The sequence below is a fragment of the Planomonospora alba genome, from assembly GCF_039534085.1.
Classification (GTDB): domain Bacteria; phylum Actinomycetota; class Actinomycetes; order Streptosporangiales; family Streptosporangiaceae; genus Planomonospora_B; species Planomonospora_B alba.
This window is the reverse complement of record NZ_BAAAUT010000004.1, coordinates 81575-99773: the sequence shown is the minus strand read 5'-3', so window position 1 is coordinate 99773 and position 18199 is coordinate 81575. Positions and strand designations below refer to the sequence as shown.

16 protein-coding genes, 1 tRNA gene and 1 pseudogene are annotated in these 18199 nt (G+C 72.4%); 12 read left to right on the top strand and 6 right to left on the bottom strand.

Features of this window, described 5'->3' with window-relative positions:
• Nucleotides 1–27: 27 nt before the first annotated feature.
• The 4 genes from ABD823_RS03450 to ABD823_RS03435 all read right to left on the bottom strand — a co-directional run bounded on the left by ABD823_RS03450 (nt 28) and on the right by ABD823_RS03435 (nt 3647).
• Nucleotides 28–897, bottom strand: a complete 870-nt coding sequence (locus ABD823_RS03450; protein ID WP_344855793.1) for a TrbL/VirB6 family protein — start codon at nt 895–897, stop codon at nt 28–30.
• 56 nt (nt 898–953) lie between these two features.
• Nucleotides 954–1316, bottom strand: a complete 363-nt coding sequence (locus tag ABD823_RS03445) for a pilin (protein WP_344855791.1) — start codon at nt 1314–1316, stop codon at nt 954–956.
• Nucleotides 1317–1561: 245 nt separating this feature from the next.
• Nucleotides 1562–2350, bottom strand: a complete 789-nt coding sequence (locus ABD823_RS03440) for a hypothetical protein (RefSeq protein WP_344855789.1) — start codon at nt 2348–2350, stop codon at nt 1562–1564.
• 376 nt (nt 2351–2726) lie between these two features.
• A complete protein-coding gene (locus tag ABD823_RS03435) occupies nt 2727–3647 on the bottom strand; it encodes a DUF5655 domain-containing protein (protein WP_344855787.1) in 921 nt (306 codons plus the stop codon).
• Nucleotides 3648–3988: 341 nt separating this feature from the next.
• On the opposite strand from ABD823_RS03435, the gene ABD823_RS03430 reads away from it, so the two are divergent.
• From ABD823_RS03430 to ABD823_RS03415, 4 genes are all read left to right on the top strand, one after another.
• Nucleotides 3989–4777 (top strand): hypothetical protein, encoded by a 789-nt coding sequence (locus tag ABD823_RS03430; protein ID WP_344855785.1) that lies wholly within the window; start codon nt 3989–3991, stop codon nt 4775–4777.
• Entirely contained in the window at nt 4774–5664 is an 891-nt protein-coding gene (locus ABD823_RS03425) for a TRM11 family SAM-dependent methyltransferase (protein ID WP_344855783.1), read from the top strand. The genes ABD823_RS03430 and ABD823_RS03425 overlap by 4 nt, the downstream gene beginning before the upstream one ends.
• Before the next feature lie 214 nt (nt 5665–5878).
• Nucleotides 5879–6112, top strand: coding sequence for a helix-turn-helix domain-containing protein (locus tag ABD823_RS03420; protein ID WP_344855781.1), 234 nt, complete (start codon nt 5879–5881; stop codon nt 6110–6112).
• On the top strand, nt 6105–7673 hold the full coding sequence (locus ABD823_RS03415) for a site-specific integrase (protein WP_344855779.1): 1569 nt from the start codon (nt 6105–6107) through the stop codon (nt 7671–7673). Before ABD823_RS03420 ends, ABD823_RS03415 begins: the two co-directional genes overlap by 8 nt.
• A 287-nt stretch (nt 7674–7960) precedes the next feature.
• Here the strand turns inward: ABD823_RS03415 and ABD823_RS03410 are convergent.
• Nucleotides 7961–8034 (bottom strand) — tRNA-Arg (locus tag ABD823_RS03410).
• Between the two features lie 325 nt (nt 8035–8359).
• Here ABD823_RS03410 and ABD823_RS03405 point away from each other — a divergent pair.
• The 8 genes and pseudogenes from ABD823_RS03405 to ABD823_RS03375 all read left to right on the top strand — a co-directional run bounded on the left by ABD823_RS03405 (nt 8360) and on the right by ABD823_RS03375 (nt 16776).
• The gene (locus tag ABD823_RS03405) at nt 8360–9157 is read left to right on the top strand and encodes a phosphotransferase (RefSeq protein ID WP_344855777.1); all 798 of its coding nucleotides are present in this window, start codon (nt 8360–8362) and stop codon (nt 9155–9157) included.
• Nucleotides 9141–10160 (top strand): cobalamin biosynthesis protein, encoded by a 1020-nt coding sequence (locus ABD823_RS03400; RefSeq protein ID WP_344855775.1) that lies wholly within the window; start codon nt 9141–9143, stop codon nt 10158–10160. The genes ABD823_RS03405 and ABD823_RS03400 overlap by 17 nt, the downstream gene beginning before the upstream one ends.
• A 166-nt stretch (nt 10161–10326) precedes the next feature.
• Complete coding sequence (locus ABD823_RS03395; RefSeq protein ID WP_344855773.1) at nt 10327–11859, top strand: cobyric acid synthase; 1533 nt, start codon at nt 10327–10329, stop codon at nt 11857–11859.
• On the top strand, nt 11856–12065 hold the full coding sequence (locus tag ABD823_RS03390; protein ID WP_344855771.1) for an SHOCT domain-containing protein: 210 nt from the start codon (nt 11856–11858) through the stop codon (nt 12063–12065). Before ABD823_RS03395 ends, ABD823_RS03390 begins: the two co-directional genes overlap by 4 nt.
• Nucleotides 12066–12218: 153 nt before the next feature.
• Nucleotides 12219–12701 (top strand): annotated as a pseudogene (locus ABD823_RS34555) (NACHT N-terminal Helical domain 1-containing protein); the annotation flags it as partial.
• 1213 nt (nt 12702–13914) lie between these two features.
• Nucleotides 13915–14829: an ABC transporter ATP-binding protein gene (locus ABD823_RS03385; protein WP_344855769.1), complete on the top strand. Its 915-nt coding sequence runs from the start codon at nt 13915–13917 to the stop codon at nt 14827–14829.
• Entirely contained in the window at nt 14810–15610 is an 801-nt protein-coding gene (locus ABD823_RS03380; RefSeq protein WP_344855767.1) for an ABC transporter permease subunit, read from the top strand. The genes ABD823_RS03385 and ABD823_RS03380 overlap by 20 nt, the downstream gene beginning before the upstream one ends.
• Complete coding sequence (locus ABD823_RS03375; protein ID WP_344855765.1) at nt 15610–16776, top strand: PucR family transcriptional regulator; 1167 nt, start codon at nt 15610–15612, stop codon at nt 16774–16776. The genes ABD823_RS03380 and ABD823_RS03375 overlap by 1 nt, the downstream gene beginning before the upstream one ends.
• A gap of 40 nt (nt 16777–16816) precedes the next feature.
• On the opposite strand, the gene ABD823_RS03370 is transcribed toward ABD823_RS03375, so the two are convergent.
• On the bottom strand, nt 16817–18151 hold the full coding sequence (locus ABD823_RS03370) for an MFS transporter (RefSeq protein WP_344855763.1): 1335 nt from the start codon (nt 18149–18151) through the stop codon (nt 16817–16819).
• Nucleotides 18152–18199: the final 48 nt, after the last annotated feature.

Sequence of the window (18199 nt, the reverse complement as noted above, 5' to 3'; positions counted from 1 at the left end):
GGCATCGGTGACTGTGGTCTGGTTCGCTCACGCGGTGATGCCGCCGGGAGTGAAGGCGTCCTCGGAGTCGGTCAGGTGGACGGTGAACGCGAGGATCAGCACCAGCGCCTGGAGCACCTGCATCAGCAATACGCCGACGAACCCGCGCCACCACAGCTTGGCGACGCCCTCGGTCTGCGGCAGCGCGTGGCACAGCAGCGCCAGCGGCGCGGAGATGATCAAGAAGAGCAGCAGGGTGACGCGGATGATCGCGATGAACGCCAGGAGCGTGCCCATCAGCACCGTGACTCCGGCGATCACCACGAGGTAGAGCACGGTGCCGTCCGGGTCACGCACGATGTCCAGCACCTTGCCCGCCAGCAGGTTTCCGGCCCGCTCGGCGCTCACGCCGTCCCCGAGCAACCCCGCAACCAGGCCGTTGGCGAGCCGGACCGCGTACTCCGACACCGTCAGCGACCCGTTGACCAGGATCACCGCCACCACCAGGCGCGGAGCGACCTCCTTGGCGGTGGTGGAGGTCTGGGCGCTGCCGTACGCCATGACGATCACTCCGCCCGCCAGGACGAACAGCACCAGCAGTGCGTTGGCCACCGCGGCGACCTGACCGGTCAGCTCCCGCACCCGCGACAGGACCGAGGGCGGCGGAGACGACAGCAGAGTCCGGCTGACCAGGCTGAAGGCCGGGTTGATCGCGTCCTTCACCAGGTCGGTGAACCAGTCGTTGACCGCCTCGTTCACCTTGCAGCCGACGTCCAGCAGACTGCACTCGTCGTCCTGTGCCGGTGGTGGGCTGATCCAGCTCACCTGCGGCGACGGGGTCGGAGACGGGGCCGGGGTGGCGAGTGCCGGAGGAGCGATCCAGCCGAGCAGGGCCACCGCGGCGGCGATCACCACCACGCGGAGGGCTGCTCGCGTGCGGGCCGGTGCCCGGCCGGGCGGGCGGCGGGTCACCGCTACGCCCCCACGATGCCTTGGAGGATGTTGACCAGCAGCGGCGCGAGCGCGGCGACGCCGTAGCCGATCCCGGCGTACCGGAGCGTCTTCTTCGCCGCCTCCACCTCGCCGGGATCGCCTCCGGCGAGGATGTAGCGGACTCCGCCGATGGTCAGGAACAGCGTCGCCAGTCCGACCAGCAGGCCGACGATCACATCACGCAGGTTCTCGATGACCTGGTTGAGCGACGACGGAGCGGCCAGCACCTCGACGGCCGCGCAGGCGACGCCGGTCCAGGCGAGCGAGCCGATCACCGAACCGGCTGCGACGGCCAGCGCCGTCCAGGTGACCCGCCGCCGGGCCGGTCCGCTGGAGAGAGACATGATCACTACCTCCTCGGGTGGTCGCGGAGATCCGCGGATGGAGCAGGTGCGAGAGGGCGCGGGCCCTCCGGTCCACCGGCCGGGTGGGCGTCCTCCTTCGAAGCGGTGGAAGTGCCGGTGCCGGTGGTGACAGGGACCGGTGGCCGGGATGCGGCTCGGCGGATCCGGAGCGCCCGCGCTGCCCTCGCACCTGTGGAAAGACTTGGGATGAGGGCCGGGATAGGACACGGCCCGCCGGAAATCGATCAGGCGTCGAAGCGGGACAGCTCGCCGCTGACGAGGGCCGCGACCAGGCGAGCCTCGGCGCGCTGGCGGCGCTTGAGCGTGGCCCAGTAGTCCAGGCCGTGCCGCCGGCAGTAGACGCTCAGCGGGATGTTCTCCAGCCGGGTGACGCCGAGGAGCTCCGCCATGTCAGCGGTGATCACCCGCTGGCGCACCGCGCCGGCCAGCAGCAGGTCCACGTGGCCGTTCGGGTAGGAGAGGCTCGGCTCCCCGACCGGGTCGGGCTCCGGTACGGCCTGCGGCTCGTCGGCGGGGTGGGCGCGCAGCACCGCGGCCTGCGTCAGCCTCGCCAGCCGCAGTGCCGGGTGCGTCCAGGCCAGATTGACTCGGTCGAGCGCCTCCATGAAGCAGGTCAGGACGTCGGCTTCGAGGTCTTCGCGCTCCCGGTTGACCTTCTCGCCCAGCCCTCTGGTCAGGCGGCGCAGCATGGGCATCGCCACGGCCACCGCCGCGACCATCCACGCCCCTCGATGCGTGCGGGCCTGCGTCACCAGGTGACGCCAGACCTCGTCCCGGGTGACCCGCCCGCAGGACGGGTGGAGCAGGATCGCCCGCAGCTCGTCCAGCGGGATGGGCCGGGCGGGAAGGCCCGGGCCGAGCGCCGCTCCGTCGACGGACAGCGGCTCAGGTCCTGCCATGAGCAGCCGGAACGCTCGCTCCGCGACGTCGAGCGGCAACTGCGAGGTGCCGGGGTGGTACGGCTGGGCGCCGGAGGAATCAGAAGACTGACGGTGGGTCTGGTGGTGCGGCATGGCGGCTCCCGATGCGCGGTCGAGTCGGACCCCGCCATGCCGCCAAAGGCCCCGTACAGGACCCGGACGGTTCATGTACGGACACCGGATGCCGTAATGATCCGGGCAAGGCATACACGCCTGCCGGAATCGGTGATGAGCTGCGAAAACGTGGAATCAGACGAGCCCGATGTCGCCGAGCTATCCGACCTTCCGGTTCGACGGAAACGCGATGACCTGGGGAAACGTGTCGGACGAGATCCGGAGCTTCAAGGTTCGGGAAAGTGCTGCGAGGTTCGATGCTCGGCATGGTGAATCCGGATGCATCGGATGACGGCCGACCAGATGGCGGAGGTGGAACCCGGCGGCAGCGTGCTGCCGGTCACCGTCCGAGAGGTCAGCTCGCTTCGTAGCTGAGCTGGATCAGAGGGAACGCCTTCTCCAGGTCGGCCTGGGTGCGGATGCGGAGCTCCAGGTCACCGGTGCCGTAATGGCCGATGTTCCGGACGTCGCGGCTGAAGCCCTCCTCCAGCTCGACGCCGGTCGGATCGACCTTCACGTAGACCAGGATCGTCTGGGACCTGGGGTGGATCTCGACGCAGGCGAAGTTCTTGATCCGGCGGAAGGCGAAGTAGAACTTCAGGACCTTCTTGGTGACGTCGTCCCCCAGGCCCTCGATGAAGGCCTCCAGCGTGCCGTACAGGTCGGTGAGCGGTTGCGGCGCCTGCGCGAGGGACTCGGTCACGGTTCTCTGCGTCGGTGCCGTGCCACCACCGGTCTTGGGAGGTGTGCTGCTCGCGGGCTCTCCTGCTCCGCTGCGGGACGCGACCAGCTCAAGGGCCAGCAGCTCGCCGTCGAAGTCGCGATACCGGACCAGCTCGATCGACCGGTTCATCTGCATGATCGCGTGCTCGTCGTAGCGGTTGAAGTCGCCGGCGACGCACACCAGCCGGGGATTGCGCCAGTCGATCTCCTCCGCGGCCTGCGCCCCGAGCTTCCGCATGACCAGCAGCTCGAACTCGCCCCGGTGGTCGAGGAGCCAGTCCAGGTAGAAGAGCCCCTGGTTGATGACGTTCTCGTTGCTGGCGCGCTTGTACTCGAAGATGACCGGGGAGCCGTTCTCGTCGATGCCGAGCGAGTCGATGCGGCCGCGATGCTTGGCCCCGGTGGAGTGCTCCGTCTCCAGGAAACGGACGCCGAACAACGTCTCCATGTTGTTCTCGATCAGGCGCTGGAGCGACACCTCGACGGCGAAGGCGTTCCCCTGCAGCTCGGCGGCCTTGCCGTCTTGGATCCGGAACAGCTTCAGATCGCTCACGTGCCAAGGGTACCCAGGGAGACAGAGATCTGATCTTCAGAGTCTCGACGCAGCTTGAAGTCGACAGGAGGCGGCTCCCGCTCATGCTGGCTGCCTACGGAGGGCCGACCCCTGCCATGAGCTCACCGCAGAGCTCGATGCTCAATGAGCGGCGACCGTCCAGCTCCTGGACGGAAACTGTCCGAAAATGCTCTGACCTGCAATAACGAGAGGATCGAGGGTTGTGGTGGACACCGCAGCCCTCTAGGGTTTCGCCTCCGGCTGTCCCAACCGGTACTCGGCGGCAGGTATTTGCCCAGGTGACAGGGATCAGGTGGTCCGGGTGACCGGGCCACATCACCGTGACGACCTCACCCCGCCCCACCGCCGACATCTCCACGACCTCACCGGCGCGACGGCACCTGCCGCTCAGCGTCTGGCTGACCACCGTCCAGTACGAATCGATCGCCTCCTGCCCAAGCGGATGCTGCGTGCCGGTCACCGGCAGGCTCGCCCGTGAGCTGATCAAGGCATGTACCCGGCTCGGTGACCTCGTCATCGACCTGCAGGCCGACACGCCGGCGGTGGTCTCCGGCGCGCTGTCGCTCGGCCGCCGGGTCACCGCCTGCACGACCGACCTCGATCTCGCCGAAGACATCTGGGAGAGCGTGCGCGTCTTCCACCCGGTAGAAGACCTGCCCGGAGCCGACCTGCGCTTCGCCCGGCCGGAGGACACCTACCTGGATCTGGCCCACCTGCGGGGCCGGGCGGCCCTGATCGTGGCACGGCACACCTGCCGCCGCCTCATTCCCGGCGGTCCGGCGACTTTGGTGAACGCCGTGGCCGAGCCCGCCGCGCTGCTGAAGGCCGGAGGTCATCTGGCGGTCATCACGGGCCTGCGCCGTCAGGACGGCCGCGCGCATGACCCGGCTCCGGAGCTCGTCCGCCAGGCCCGGGAGGCGGGCCTGGTCTACCTGCAGCACATCGTGGCGCTGCGCATTCCCGCCCGCCCCGACGCCTATCCCGCCGCACCTACCCAGGCCGTCGCGGTGGCCACCGGCCTCACCGGCACACCGGGAGTGCCCACGGCCCGGCGGGCGCACTGCGACGTCCTGCTGTTCGCCAAGCCCCACGGAAAGGAAGCGCGTTGACCGGATCGATCCCGTCGGTATGGGCCACCGGGCAGAAGCCCTCCCGCAGCCAGCGGCTGGGCCGCTACCTGCCCGAGTCGATGCGGCACCCGGGCAAGATGCTGCCCGCCATCGCCGCATCCGTGATCGCCACCTACACCCGCCCCGGCGAGCTGGTCATCGACCCGATGTGCGGGATCGGCACCACCCTCGTCGAGGCCGTCCATCAAGGCCGCGACGCGGCCGGAGTGGAGTACGAGGACAGCTGGGCGCGCCTGGCCGTCGCGAACCTCGCCCACGCCGCCCGCCAGGGCGCGACCGGCACCGGACGGGTGGTGGCCGCCGACGCCCGCCAGATCCCGCGCGTGCTGCCGGACCTGGCCGGGCAGGCCGCGCTGGTGCTCACCTCCCCGCCGTACGGCTCCCAGACGCACGGGCATGTCCGCTCCACCCGCGACTCCGGGCAGCCGGGCATCTGCAAGTGGAACCACCGCTACTCCCGCGACCGGACCAACCTCGCCCACCAGAGTCTGCCGACCCTGCTGGAGGGCTTCATCCGGATCCTGGCCGGGTGCGCGCAGCTGCTGCGCCCCGGCGGCGTGGTAGCGATCACGGTCCGGCCGTTCCGGCAGCGCGGTGAGCTCATCGATCTGCCCGGCGAGGTGATCGCGGCCGGGGAGGAGGCCGGCCTGGTCTTCACCGACCGGATCGTGTGCCTGCTGTGCGGGGTCGGCGAGAACCGGCTGCTGAACCGATCGTCGTTCTTCCAGCTGCACGAGGCCCGCAAAGCGTGGGAGCGCGGGACGCCGGTCCACGCGACCGCCCACGAGGACCTGCTCATCTTCCGCACCCCGCCGGCGGGCGCGACCGCAGGCCAGGCGCTGAGCGCGGCGGGGGAGAGGCGATGAGGCGGCTGCGGCCGGGACGCCGCACGTCACGGGCGGTGAACCATCGGATTTCGCTTGACCCGGCCCGGCAAGGCGAGCGTCGATGCTCCCCGCCCCGTGCGGCCACCCGCGCACCGGGCAGGCCGGACCACCGTGCGCCGCGCCTGCCCGGTGCGACGGCCGTACAGGGCGGGCCAGCGCCGAGCCCGCGCCGCCATCACGACCGGAGGCCGCGATGAGAGCCGGGCTGACGCTGGCGCAGATCCAGCAACTGCCCGCCGTGGTCGATCTGGTCACCGCCGGGCGGGCACTCGGACTGGGCCGCACCAAGGCATACCAGCTCGCCCGAGCCGGTCAGTTCCCTTGCCGCGTCATCCGGATCGGCAAGAGCTACCTGGTGCCCACCACCGGCCTGCTCGCCCTGCTCGACGCCCGCGGCGGCGACACCGAGGAGGACACCGATGGCTGAAGGCTCGACCTTCAAACGCTGCTCCTGCAAGGACGACACCGGAAAAGCCCTCGGGCAGAAATGCCCGAGACTGCGCCGCCCCAGCGGCGCCTGGAGCCACCGCCACGGAAGCTGGAACTACCAGCTGGAGCTCCCGCCGACCCGGGACGGCAAACGGCGCGGCCCGCTGCGGCGGGGCGGCTTCGACTCCCAGGAAGCCGCCGAGACCGAACTGGCCCAGGCCCGCGAGCTGCTGGCCCTGGCCGACCCGCACGATCCGGTCACCGGTGCGCGGATCGCCGACCTGATCAAAAAGACGCTCGCCGAGACCGGGGCCCTGCCCGCCGTCGAGACCGTCCGCCGCAAGATCCGCACCGGCCACGACCTGACCGCCGAGATCACGGTCGGGGAATGGCTGGAGGAGTTCCTCAAACGCAAGCGCACCATCGAAGAGACCACCCGCCGCTCCTACGAGGGCCACATCCGCCTCTACCTCGCGCCCTACCTCGGGCACATCAGGCTGGACCGGCTGAAGGTCAGCGACATCGCCGACATGTTCGACCAGATCACCGAGTTCAACGCCGCCATCACCGAACGCCGCACCAGCGACGACCCACGCGCGCGGGCCAGTGTGAAGCACCGGCGGCCGATCGGGATCTCCACCATGCACAGCATCCGCGCCACCCTGCGCCACGCCCTGAACCTCGCCATCCGCCAAGACCGCTTGCTCGACTTCAACCCCGCCGCCGTGCTGGAGATGCCACCCAAGACCCGACCCAAGGCGCTGGTGTGGACCGACGAACGAGCCCGGCGATGGCAGCAGGACTTCCGCACCCACCTGGCCGAGGAGAAACAGCGCCGCGGCGGACGCCGGGTCGACCCGATCGACGCCTACGTCAGCACACCCCGGCCCTCCCCGGTCATGGTCTGGACCCCCGCCCAGACCCGCCTGTTCCTCGAAGAAGCCCTCCAGCACCGCCTGTTCGCCCTGTACCGGCTGATCGCCCTACGCGGACTGCGCCGCGGCGAGGCCTGCGGGCTGCGCTGGAAGGACGTCGACCTGGAGGGCGGGACCGTCACCGTCGCCTGGCAGCTCGTCCAGCTCGCCTGGCAGGTCCACGAGGGCCGGCCCAAGACCGACGCCTCCGAGCGGACCCTGGCCCTGGACGCCGACACCACCGCCATCCTGCGCGCCCACCGCACCCGGCAACACCAAGAGCGCATCGCGCTGGGCGCGGCGTGGAAGGCCACCGGGTTCGTCTTCACCCAACATGACGGCGACCGGCTGCACCCGCAGCACGTCTCCGACCAGTTCCTGTGGCTGGCCTACCAGGCGGGCCTGCCACCGGTCCGGCTGCACGACCTGCGCCACGGCGCCGCCTCACTCATGCTCGCCGCCGGGGTGGAAATGAAGGTCGTGCAGGAAACGCTCGGCCACACCTCCAGCGCCTTCACCGCCGACACCTACACCAGCGTCTTCCCCGAGGTCGCCCGCGCCGCTGCGGAGAAGACCGCCGCCCTGCTGTTCGACAACGACACGGATCTTGCGCAGCCCGCCCGCCTGCTGTCCTTCCAACGCTGAACAACCAGCAGGGCCGCTCTCCTGCCCGGTGCACCGGCCGAGCAGGAGAGCGGCCCTTGTCGTCGCGCGGTCATGGAAGATCCGGAACGCTTGCGGAACGCTCGGGAAGGAGTCATCGCGGCGCGGGGCGACGTCATGACCGGTGAGAGCGGCGCTGCGGGCCCGTTTTGATCATGGTGTGTGCACGATCCGTGCACGCGAGCACGCCACGAGCGCGCAGGGACCGAAACTTCATTCCAGAGGAGGCCTGTCCTCCGAGTTTCCGCAGGTCAGGCCATGATCAAAAGCGCGCCCTGCAGGATTCGAACCTGCGACCGTCGGATTAGAAGTCCGGTGCTCTATCCAGCTGAGCTAAGGGCGCTCCTGCCTAATTGTGCATGATCCGGCGAGTGCCCATGCATCGGTTTTCTTACCGTGTCGTGAAGATCACTCCTCGAGGGGGGCCGGTATCCCATCCGGATGGTGCGTCCCGGGCCGGGAAGAGCGGGCCCGACGCGGGCGAACGGCGGCAGGGGAGGTGATGCGGGAGGATCCGGTCCGTTCGCCGGGACGCGTCCGGCCTCTCCGGGGCCGTCCCGCAGGGCGCGCGGCCGAATTACCGGCCGGGCCGGAAACGGTACAGAAGCAGGCCGGAAAGGATCGGAACCGGCATCATCATCGGATGGACAGGTCTAGGCTCAATTGCCATGTTCGTCGCCACGTCCCGCCGGGAGGTCCCCCTGCTGGGCGGTGATGTGACGGAAGGGGTGGTGCGCGTGGGCGACACCGTGCGCAGGCCCACCCGGCCGTCCACGCCGTCCGTCCACGCGCTGCTGCGGCACCTGGAGGCCGCGGGCTTCGACGGGGCGCCCCGGGTGCTGGGCATCGACGAGCGGGGACGGGAGGTCCTCACCTATCTCGAGGGCGAGTCCGGGATCCGCCCGCTCCCGCCGTACGCGGTGACCGACGAGGCCCTGACCGCCCTGGCCGGGCTGCTGCGGCGCTTCCACGACGCCGCGGCGACCTTCCGACCGGCTCGCGACGCGGTCTGGGAGGACGGGTCCAACGACGACCGGCCCCCCGAACTGGTCGGCCACTGCGACGTCAATCTCGACAACGTGCTCTTCCGCGACGGCCGGCCGTACGCGCTCATCGACTTCGACCTGGCCCGGCCGACGACCCGGCTGTTCGACGTGGTGACGGCCCTGCGCCACTGGGCGCCCATCGCCGACCCGGTGGACCTGGACCCCCTCCAGCGGGACCTGCGGGTCGGGCCGCGCCTGCGCCTGTTCTGCGACGCGTACGGCCTGCCGCCCCGCGACCGGCGCCGCCTGCTCGACCTGGCCCGCCTCCGCTTCAGCCGTTCCTACGTCATCATGCGGGCCAGGGCCGCCATCGGCGGCGGCTGGGCCCGGATGTGGGCCGAGGGTGCCGGGGAGCGCATCCGCCGGGCCGGTGCCTGGCTCGACGCCCACCAGGACGACCTCCATGCCCACCTCGTCTAGGAAGGCGACCGTGCCCGGGAAGACTGCAATAGCCGTGCAGGCCGTGAAGACCGTGCAGGCCGCGAAGAGTACGGACCTCGGGGGGAGGGCCCACGCGCTCGGCATGCTCGCCGGCGTCGTGCTCGACGCGGTCTTCGCCGACCCGCGCCGCGGCCACCCCGTCGCGCTGTTCGGCGCGGCCGCCGCCGCACTGGAGCGCAGGACGTACGGCGACGCCCGCGCCGCCGGCGTCGTGCACGTCGCCCTCTGCGTCGGATCCGCCGCGCTGCTCGGCGCCGCCGCCTCCCGGTCGCGCAACCCGTGGGCGCGGGGCGCGGTGAGCGCCGCGGCCACCTGGGCGGTGCTGGGCGGGACGACGCTCGGTCGGGAGGGCGCGGCCATGGCGGCCTTCCTGGAGGCCGGTGATCTGGACGGGGCGCGGGGGCGCCTGCCGCACCTGTGCGGGCGGGACCCGTCCCGCCTGGAGGAGGCGGAACTGGCCCGCGCCACGGTCGAGTCGATCGCGGAGAACACCTCCGACGCCGTGGTGGCGCCGCTGGTGTGGGGGGCGGTCGCCGGAGTCCCGGGACTGCTCGCCTACCGCGCGGTCAACACGCTGGACGCCATGGTCGGGCACCGCAACGCCCGCTACGAGCGGTTCGGCTGGGCCGCCGCCCGGCTCGACGACGTCGTCAACGCCGTGCCGGCCCGGATCACCGGGGCGCTCGCGGCCCTCGGCGCCCCGCTGGTGGGCGGCTCGGTCCGGCGGGCGGCGGCCGTGCTGCGCCGGGACGGCCACCGTCACCCCAGTCCCAACGCGGGCCGGTGCGAGGCGGCGTTCGCCGGTGCGCTCGGTGTCACGCTCGGCGGCGTGAACGTCTACGGGACCCGCACCGAGCACCGGCCGGAGATGGGTGACGGGCCCGGACCGTCGGTCGCGGACATCCGCCGCTCGGTGCGGCTGGCGCGCGCGGTAGGGTTCGCCGCTGCGGGACTCGCCGTCCTCGCCGCGCTGCGCGGGTGACCGCCGCGCCGGACGGATACGGCGCGGCCCGCGGTCGTGCCCGGGTGTCCCCGGGCCGGGAGGGAATGCGGCGGCGCCGCGACCGCCCGGCGCGGGGAGGGGTCCCGGGCGGAGTACGGCGGAGCCCGGCGCCGGGGACGGCGGCCGGAGGAAGGGCGGCACAGGGATGAGGGGCGCGCTGCTGGTCGCCGGGACGACCTCCGACGCGGGAAAGAGCGTCGTCACCGCGGGGATCTGCCGGTGGCTGGCGAGGCGGGGGGTGAAGGTCGCTCCGTTCAAGGCGCAGAACATGTCGCTCAACTCCTTCGTCACCGCCGACGGCGCGGAGATCGGCCGGGCCCAGGCGGTGCAGGCCGCCGCGTGCGGTCTGGAGCCGAGCGCCGACATGAACCCGATCCTGCTCAAGCCGGGCAGCGACCGGCGCAGCCAGGTGGTGGTCATGGGCCGGCCGCTCGCCGACGTCGACGCGATGGAGTACTGGCAGGTCAAGGACCACCTCCGGGAGATCGCGGTCGAGGCGCTGGCCCGGTTGCGGGACCGCTACGACGTGGTGGTCTGCGAGGGGGCGGGCAGCCCCGCGGAGATCAACCTGCGCCGCGGCGACATCGCCAACATGGGCCTGGCGCGGGCCGCGGACCTGCCGGTCGTCGTGGTCGGCGACATCGACCGGGGAGGGGTCTTCGCCTCGCTCTACGGGACGGTGGCGCTGCTGGAGCCCGCCGACCAGGTGCTCGTGGCCGGTTTCGTGATCAACAAGTTCCGGGGGGCGCGCGAGCTCCTCGAACCGGGCCTCGACATGATCAGAAGGCTGACCGGCCGAGAGGTGTACGGGGTGCTGCCGTGGCTGGACGGCCTCTGGCTCGACGTCGAGGACTCCCTGGCCCTGGACGGCAGGCCCGCGACCGCGGCGCGCACGCCGTACGGCCGGCAGACGCTGCGCGTGGCGGTGGTCCGGCTGCCGCGCATCTCCAACTTCACCGACGTGGACGCGCTGGCGGCCGAGCCGGGGGTGGTGGTGCGCTTCGTGACGTCCCCGGCCGAGCTGGACGACGCCGACCTGGTGGTGCTGCCGGGCTCCCGCGCCACGGTCTCCGACCTGGCGTGGCTGCGCGCCAGCGGCCTGGCCGAGGCGTTGCGCGACCGGGTGGTGCTGGGCGTCTGCGGCGGCTACCAGATGCTGGCCCGGACCATCCGCGACGACGTCGAGTCGGGCGCCGGGCTGGTCGAGGGGCTCGGGCTGCTGCCCGCGGCGGTGGAGTTCGCCCCGGACAAGGTTCTGGGCCGCCCGGTGGGCGAGGCGTACGGCTGCCGCGTGGCCGCCTACGAGATCCACCACGGCGTGGTGACGCCCGACGACGGGGCGGAGCCGTTCCTGGACGGCTGCCGCGCCGGGACCGTCTGGGGGACGACCTGGCACGGGGCGCTGGAGAACGACGACTTCCGCCGGGCGTTCCTGCTCCAGGTGGCCGCGGCCTCCGGCCGCGACTTCACGCCCGCGCCGGACACCTGCTTCGCCGCGCTGCGCGAGCAGCGTCTGGACGCCCTCGGCGATCTCGTCGAGCGGCACGTGGACACCGAGGCCCTGCTCCGGCTGCTGGAGGGCGGTGCCCCGCAGGGACTGCCGGTGCTCCCGCCCGGCGGACCCCTCCACGAGGCGCCGGATTTCTCGCAGAATGGGGGCATGGACGGTGAACCGTGATCGCCCGGCTCGCGGTGGTGCTCCTCGTCGTCGCGGTGGTCGTGGCGGTGGTGCTCGGCCTCGCCCTCGTGCTCCACACCTCCCGGGCGCGCCGCAGGCCCGTCGCCGACGACCCGAAGGAGATCCTGAGGCGGCGCTACGCGGCCGGTGAGATCGACGAGGACGAATACCTCCGTCGCATGTCCGGTCTCTCCCAGGACTGGTAGTCCGTTCCCCGGAGCCCCGGAGCCCCGGAGCCCCGGAGCCCCGGAGCCCCGGAGCCCCGGAGCCGTGTCAGGAGATGACGGGATTCACCGGCATGTCGCCGCCTTTCCGGTGATCATGGACGGTGGATCACCCGCCGTGCCGAGGAGACCTGGATGCCCGCGCTCGGAGCCGTCGCCACCGCCGCAGGGAAGGCCGTCGCGGAGCGGGCGGTGCGCGAGTGGCTCACCGCGCGCGGGAGCGGGGCCGAGCGGAACGCCGACCTGAAGGACCTGATCCGGACCGGCTTCCCCGACCGGTTCGTGCGCCGCAGCTTCGAACGCCAGCTGGCGGAGATCGCCGACGGCGTCGAGCGGCGGCTGGCCGTACTCGTCGAACAGGAGTACGCCGGGCTCACCGAGAACGACAGGGCCGCCGCGCTGCAGGAGGCGGTGGCGGTCCTGCGCGCCGCCGACCTGTCGGACCGGGTGCTCCTGGCCGCCGACCTGGACCCGGTCAGGCTCGCCGAGGACGTCCGGGCCGGCCTCCCGGACCCTGCGCGTCAGCTCGGTGGGGCCGGGGCGCGACTGTACGGCGTGCTGCTGGACGAATGCCTCGACTGCCTGGCCCGGATCATCCCGCCCCGCAACATGGCGGAGGCGAAGACGCTCGCCCTGGCGGGGGAGGAGGTGCTGCTCCTCCGCCTCCCGGGCGACCTCGGCGGACTCTCCGAGGCGCGGGCCGCGGCGACCGTGCGGGCCTGCTGGCTGGTCAACGGCCAGGAGGCGCTGGCGAAGCTGACCGCGCTCCGCCACATCCGGAAGGTCAAGCATCTATCCGTCTTGTCCGACTTGCCGGATGGGCTCCGCTTTCTCCGCTCCATGGCACCGCTGAGCGCGCTCTACGTGTACAGCTTCGACCGGGGAGACCCCGAGGATCCGGCGTTCCAACCGGAGCTGGAGGAACTGGTGATCCACGCCTATCCGGAGTGCTCACTGGACCCCGCTCCGCTCGGGCGGCTGCCGAGATTGCGCTCCCTGGTGATGGATGGGCTCGAACGGGGAGGAGGTCTCGCTTTCCTCGACGTCCTGCCCCGGCTGACCGAGCTCACGCTGTTCGGGCTGGACGGAGTCCGCGACTTCACGCCGGTCGCACGCCACACCGATCTGCGCGTCCTGAGGCTCTACGGGGCGGAGCAGCTCAGGGATCCGGCGTTCCTCGCCCGCTTCCCCGCCCTGGAGACCCTGGGGTTCGGCGCTTCCGGCGGCACGATCGACCAGCGGGCCGTCACCGAGGGCTGGCCTCGTCTGTCCGGTGTGGAACTCCACGGGTTCCGTGATGTGGACGATCTCGGTCCGCTGAACGCGCTCACCCTCACCTGGCTGCGGCTGTCCGGCATGCCGAAGGCGGCCGACATCTCCCCGCTGGCCCGCCAGCGTGGACTGCCGTGGGTGCATCTGGAACAGACCGCCGTCACCGACCTCGGGCCGCTGCGCGGACTCCCGTCACTGGAGACGCTCGCCCTCAGCGGAAGCCCGGTGGCGGACCTGGCGCCGCTGGCGGGCCTGAAAGCGCTGAGAACCTCTATCTGCAGAAGACGGCCCCCGTCCTCGACCTCGCCGTCTTCGCCGGCGGCCGGAACCTCGACATCCACGTCGACGCCCGGCAGGAGCTCCGCAACACCCACCTGCCGCACAGCACCGTGCGCGTCCGTCGTTCCTGACCCGGCGGGGCCGGGAAGAGACCGCGCCGGGCGAGCACCGCCGGACCGCCGGAGAGTGGAACGCTTGCCGGAACCGGGCAACGAAGACGAGCGCAAGTGTCAAGAACAGGTCATGGTCCGGGCAGCGGCCGCAGGGCACGATCTGGGGCATGACAGCGGTAGTGACGACCGAAGGACTGACCAAGTTCTACGGCAGGCGCCGGGGGTTGGAGGATCTCGACCTGGAGATCCGCCCCGGAGAGGTGTTCGGTTACCTCGGCCCGAACGGCGCGGGCAAGACGACCACCATCCGGCTCCTGCTCGACGTGATCCGGCCCACCCGCGGCCGGGCGAGCGTGCTGGGCACGGACCCGCGCGATCCCGGGGTCCGCGCGCGGGTCGGATACCTCCCCGGTGAGCTGGCCCTGGAGGGCCGGGAGAAGGCGAGCGAGTATCTCGCCTTCCTGGGCCGGGTCCGGGGCGGCGTGCCCGCGGCCAGGATCGCCGGGCTCGCCGAGCGGCTGGAGGCCGACCTGTCGGTGCCGATGGGCAAGCTCTCCAAGGGCAACAAGCAGAAGGTCGGCCTGATCCAGGCGTTCATGCACGAGCCGGAGTTCCTGATCCTGGACGAGCCGACCGGGGGCCTGGACCCCCTGGTCCAGCAGGAGTTCCTGGCGATGGTCCGCGAGGTGCGCGCGGCGGGCCGGACCGTCCTGATGTCCTCGCACGTGCTCGCCGAGGTGGAGGACGTCGCCGACCGGGTGGGCATCGTCCGCGCCGGGCGGCTGGTCGCGGTCGAGGAGGTCGCGGCGCTGAAGGAGAAGGCGGTGCGCCGCCTGGAGCTCCACTTCGACGCGCCCGTGCCGCCCGAGGCGTTCGCGGACCTTCCGGGGGTGCGGGACCTGAGGATCAACGGCGCGAGTCTGAGCTGCACCCTCGACGGCCGGCCCGACGCGCTGATCAAGGCGGCGGCCCGGTTCACCGTCGTGCACCTGGCCAGCGCGGAGCCCGACCTGGAAGAGATCTTCCTGGCGTACTACAGCGAGAACGACGAGGAGGGGCGCCATGCCCGCGCTGCTGTCTAAGACCCTGCGGGACTACCGCAGGACGCTGATCGGCTGGGCGGTCGGCATCGGGGCGTTCTTCGCGTTGTATCTGTCGATCTACCCGAACATCTCCCGGAACAAGGACATCTACGGCCCGGCGGCCCTGGCCAAGTATCCCGACGTGCTGCGCGACCTGCTGGGCGGGCTGCAGGACTTCACCTCGGGAGTCGGATACCTGCACAGCGTGGTCTACCAGATGTTCGGCCCGATGCTGTTCGTCGGGTGCGCGGCGGTCCTGGGCAACCGGGCGATCGCCCGGCCGGAGGAGTCGGGCACGCTGGAGCTGACCGTCACGCTCCCGATCGACCGCAGACGGCTGGTGGCCGAGCGCTTCGCGGCGATGGCCCTCGGCCTGCTCGCCGTCGCCGCGGTGACCTTCCTGCTCGCGTGGGGCGCGGCGGTCGCCGCCGACATGGACGTCCCCGCCGGCCGGATCCTGGCGGCGCACACCGGCGTCCTCCTGCTCGGCCTGTTCTTCGGCACGCTGGCCCTGGCGGTGGGTGCGGCCGCCGGTCGCCGGGGACCGGCGACGGCGGTCGTCGGCGCGCTCGCGGTCGGCGGCTACATCGTGGAGACCATGGGCAGGAACGTGGACGCGCTCTCCTGGCTGCGCTGGATCTCGCCGTTCCACTACTACCTGGAGGGCCGGCCGCTTTACGAGGGCTTCCCCGTCGGGGACTATCTCGTGTTGGCCGGGGCGACCGTCGTGCTGCTGATCGCCGCGATCCTCCTGTTCGACCGGCGCGACGTAGGGGTGTGATGGACGAGGCCGCGAGGGTGGCCGCCGACCTGCTCGGCGGCCACTCCCGGACGCTGCGTGAGGCGGCCGCCACCGGACGGCTGCCCGGCCGCCAGGCGCTCGACGGCTACCGGGCGGCCGGGGTGCGGGCCGCGGAGCTCGGCCTGCCGCTGCGGGAGCTGGTCGACGCCGCCCTGGCCGCGGCCGAGCGGTCCGGCCCGGAGGAGGCGGGCCGCTCCGGCCGGGCCGAGCGTCCCGCGGCCGTGCTTCCCGCGGTCGTGCTCACCGTGCTGAGGCGGGCGGTCGCCGCGCTGATGGAGGGGTATGAGAGCGCCCAGCGGCTGGCGATCCGGCGGGAGGAGGCGGCGCGCCGGGAGTTCGTCGACGACCTGCTCCAGGGGCGGGCCGACCGGCTCGCCGAGCGCGCCGAGCACTTCGGCCTCCGGCTCGCGGAGTCCTACGTGGTGGCCGTCGCCCGGTCGGCCGGGCCCGCGCCGCGCGGCGCGGAGGAGACCCGTCCCGAGGCGGCCGATGCCGGGGAGGCGGCGCCGCGGGAGGCCGATCCGGTGGTGCGGCGGATCGAGGAGGCGCTGATCACCCGCTTCGGCTCGCACAACGTCCTGGTGGCCGTCCGGGACGGCCTGCTGGTGTGCGTCGCGCCGGGCAGCCTCGCCGCGGCGACCGGCGAGTTCGCCCATCACGTGCGACAGGCGTTCGAGCCCGGCTGGCGGGTCGGCGTGGGGCGCCCGCACCGGGGACCCGGCGGGGTGGTCACGTCTTATAGGGAGGCGGCCAACGCGATCGAGCTGGGGGACCGGCTGGGCCTGCGGGCCTCCGTCCTCAAGGCGGCCGACCTGCTGGTCTTCCCCGTGCTGCTGCGGGACCGGGAGGCCATCGACGATCTGGTCACGACCGTGCTGAGCCCGCTGCTGACGGCCCGGGGCGGCCCCGGGCCGCTGCTCGACACGCTGGAGGCCGTCTTCGCCGTCCAGGGCAACCAGGCCGCCGCCGCGCGCCGGCTCGGTGTCAGCACCCGGGCCGTGACCTACCGGTTGGAGCGCATCCGCAGGCTCACCGGTTTCTCGCCCGACGACCCCACCCAGCGGTTCACCCTGGAGACCGCCGTGCTGGGCGCCCGCCTCCTCGACTGGCCCGCCCAGCCCTTGGAGTCGGAGCGGCGGACCTGAGCGTCGGGGGGGAGCCGAGAGCCGAGGTGGCGCGCCGGGGTCAGCGGGCCGCGGGCGGCGTCCCGGCCCGGACGTCCCCGCCTGCGGTCCCGGCGCTCCCGGTCCCGTCGGCCGAGCTCCTCGCGGTCCCGCCTGCGGTCCGGAGGCTCCCGGCGGGCGCGGCTTCGGCTTCGGCTTCGGCGGCGGTGACCGAGCGGGCCGTGACGGACCGGGAGACGAGCAGGACGGTCAGGACGCACAGTGCGGCGGCGGCGTAGAACACCGCGGGCAGCCCGGCCGCCGCGCCGAGGGCGCCGCCCGCCGCCGCGCCCAGCGGCCGGGACCCCATGCCGATCAGGCGCATGGTCGCGTGGACGCGCCCCATCAGCGCTTCGGGGACGAGCCGCTGCCGCAGCGAGACGAGGATGGTGTTGGAGACGGCGTTGGTCGCGCCGAGGAGCACGGCGGTGACGGCGATCGCGGCCGCGGTGGGAGCCAGGACGGGGACGAGCAGCAGGAGGGCGTTGACCAGGTTGACGGTGATCAGCGTCCTGACCTGGCCGGCGCGCCGCGCCAGCCGCTCGGCCAGCAGCGAGCCCGCCACCGCCCCCGCGGCCAGGAGCGCCGCGAGCACGCCGTACCCGGCGGAGGTGAGGCCCACCCGCGACCCCTCGCCGACGATCCAGAGCACGAAGACGGCGAAGTAGGCGTCGTTGGCGAAGTTGAGCACGCCCGCGAAGACGGCCAGGCTCCGCAGTACGCGGTGGTTCCACAGGTGGCGCAGGCCCTCGGCGATGTCGTAGCGGAGCGACCGGGTGGAGGGGTTCTCGACGCGGAAGCGTCCGCGCATGCCGAGCACGGCCAGCCCCGACAGCGCGTACAGCAGGGCGGGTGCCCCGAGCGTGACGGCGGCGCCGGTCGCGGCCAGGACGCCGGCCGCCGGCGCGCCGAGGAAGTTGTTGCCGACCGTCTGCGCCGCGACGAGCTTGCCGGTGGCGTCGGTGAGCCGCTCGCGCGGCACGGTCATCGGCACCATGGATTGCGCGGAGGTGTCGGCGAAGACCTCCGCGGCGCCGAGCAGCAGCGCCCCTGCCAGCAGCACCGGCAGGCTCAGCGCGTCCAGCCAGGCCGCCGCGGCGAGTGCGGCCAGCACGCCCGCCCGCGTCCAGGCCGCCGCGATCATCATCCGCCGCCGGTCGTGCCGGTCGGCCAGCGCGCCCGCGTGCAGGGAGAGCAGCAGCCACGGGAGCGTCGCCGCCGCGCTGACGAGCGCGACCAGGAACGGCGAGCGGGTCAGCGCGACCGCCAGCAGCGGCAGGCCCACGACGACGACGCCGTCCGCGGTGTTGGACAGCGCCGAGGAGGTCCACAGTCGGCGGAAGGATCGTCGTGGCATGCCCGCTCTCGGTAACGTGTGTGCAAAGGGAAGTATGCAAACGTTTCT